This window comes from Dietzia sp. E1, from assembly GCF_014145015.1.
Taxonomy (GTDB): domain Bacteria; phylum Actinomycetota; class Actinomycetes; order Mycobacteriales; family Mycobacteriaceae; genus Dietzia; species Dietzia cinnamea_A.
Window position 1 is genome coordinate 1 of sequence record NZ_JAALDU010000573.1, and the last position, 2,349, is coordinate 2,349.

Consider the following 2,349-nt stretch of genomic DNA (forward strand, 5'->3'; position numbering starts at 1 on the left):
CCTCGAGCGCACCGCGCTCACCCGCGCGCCGCGGGATCCACGCCAGGCTCGCCCCGGTGGTGTCGGCGAGGTCCGCGGCGGCCGACAGACCGCCCGGGATCGCGCCGAGGCGTTCGCCCACGAGGATCACCGCCCCGGGCTCCCGTAGCAGGGCGGGCAGGGCGCCGAGGGTGGGGTCGTCGACCGGATCGTCCGCTGGAGTGGGTGAGGGGACGACGGCCAGGGCGTCCAGCACCGCCGGCTCGTCGCCGGGCACGGTCGGCAGGAGTGCGGCGCGGGTCTTGCGGACGGCCGGCGAGGCGAACGGCGCGATCGAGAACACCTTCAGCCCGTGATCACGGGCTGCCCGGCGCAGACGCAGGAAGACGATGGGCGACTCTTCCTCCGCGTCGAAGCCCACGAGCAGGACCGCCGGCGCCGCCTGGAGGTCGGAGTAGGTGACGGCGGAGTCGCCCGGGCCGCGGCGCACGACCCGCTCGGCGAGGAACGCGGTTTCCTCCTCGGAATGGTGGCGGGCGCGGAAGTCGACGTCGTTCGTGCCCAGCACCGTGCGCGCGAACTTGGCGTAGGCGTACGCGTCCTCGGCGGTCAGGCGCCCGCCGGTGAGCACCCCGGTGCGCCCACGCGCGGCCGCCAACCCTTCCGCGGCGACCCGTAGCGCGGTGGGCCACGGAACGGGGACGAGCCCGCCGCCCTCGCCGCGGACCATCGGCGTGGTGATGCGGTCCCGCTGGGTGGCGTAGGTGAACGCCCACCGGCCCTTGTCGCAGTTCCACTCCTCGTTGACCTGCGGGTCGTCGCCGGCGAGGCGCCGCAGTACCTTTCCGCGTCGGTGGTCGGTGCGCTGACCGCAGCCGCTCGCGCAGTGCTCGCACACGGCGGGGCTGGACACGAGGTCGAACGGGCGAGCCCGGAAGCGGTACTGCGCCCCGGTCAGCGCGCCGACCGGACAGATCTGCACGGTGTTGCCGGAGAAGTACGACTCGAACGGCTCGTCGCCGTATACGCCGACCTGCTGCTGGGCGCCGCGCTCGAACAGGTCGATGAACGGGTCGCCGGCGATCTGCTCGGAAAACCGCGTGCAGCGGGCGCACATGACGCAGCGTTCGCGGTCGAGCAGGACCTGGGAGGAGATGGCGATCGGCTTGGGGAACGTGCGCTTGACCTCGGTGAACCGGGAGCGACCGTGCCCGCTCATCAGGGCCTGGTTCTGCAGCGGGCACTCGCCGCCCTTGTCGCAGACCGGGCAGTCGAGCGGGTGGTTGATGAGGAGCAGCTCCATGACGCCGCGCTGGGCCTTGTCGGCGACCGGCGAGGTGAACTGCGTGCGCACGGCCATGTTCTGGGTGACCGGCGTCGTACACGACGTGACCGGCTTGGGCGCGCCCTCGACCTCGACGATGCACTGGCGGCACGCGCCGGCCGGGTCGAGCAGCGGGTGATCGCAGAAGCGCGGGATCTGCACGCCCATCCGTTCGGCGGCGCGGATGATGAGCGTGCCCGGCGGCACCGAGACCTCGCGGCCGTCGACGGTGAGGGTGACGAGGTCCTCGGCGCGCTCGGAATCGGCACGGTCGGGGGCGGGGTCCTGGGCCGGTCCGCGGGCGTCACGGGGGGCTCCTGACGTGGCCGAGGTCATCGGGCCACCTCCTCGGATCGCGATGAGGGTCCGCGGGCCGGCCGCACGGGCGGACGCCGGGAGCCGGCACCTGCGCGGTCGGTGCGCGTGAAGACGGTGGAGCGACTGTGGTCGAACGGGCACCCGTTGGGGATATGAGCGAGGTACTCGTCGCGGAAGAGCCGGATCGACGACACGATCGGGGCCGCGGCGGCGTCGCCGAGGGCGCAGAACGACTTGCCGACGATGTTGTCCGAGATGTCGAGCAGCCGGTCCAGTTCGTCGGCGGTGGCGGTGCCGTCCTCGAGCCGGGTCATGATCTGCCGGAGCCAGAACGTGCCCTCGCGGCACGGCGTGCACTTGCCGCACGACTCGTGGGCGTAGAACTCGGTCCACCTCAGCACCGCCCGCACCACGCAGGTCGTGTCGTCGAAGATCTGCAGCGCCTTGGTGCCGAGCATCGTGCCCTCGGCCGCACACCCCTCGTAGTCCAGCGGCATGTCGAGCTGGGCGTCGGTGAGCAGCGGCGTCGACGAGCCGCCGGGGGTCCAGAACTTGAGCGTGTGGCCGTCGCGGATCCCGCCGGCGAGGTCGAGCAGCTCACGCAGCGTGATCCCGAGCGGTGCCTCGTACTGGCCGGGCCGGGTGACGTGCCCGGACAGCGAGTAGAGGGTGAACCCGGGCGACTTCTCCGACCCCATCGACCGGAACCACTCCGGCCCGTGTTGCAG

At 72.5% G+C, this 2,349-nt stretch carries 2 protein-coding genes; both read right to left on the bottom strand.

Features of this window, described 5'->3' with window-relative positions; genetic code table 11:
* On the bottom strand, positions 1 to 1,639 hold a 1,639-nt coding region (locus G6030_RS16020), incomplete at its 3' end, for an NADH-quinone oxidoreductase subunit G (RefSeq protein WP_182643790.1).
* Positions 1,636 to 2,349: NADH-ubiquinone oxidoreductase-F iron-sulfur binding region domain-containing protein (locus G6030_RS16025; RefSeq protein WP_182643791.1), on the bottom strand; the 714-nt coding region annotated here is incomplete at its 5' end. The genes G6030_RS16025 and G6030_RS16020, both read right to left, overlap by 4 nt.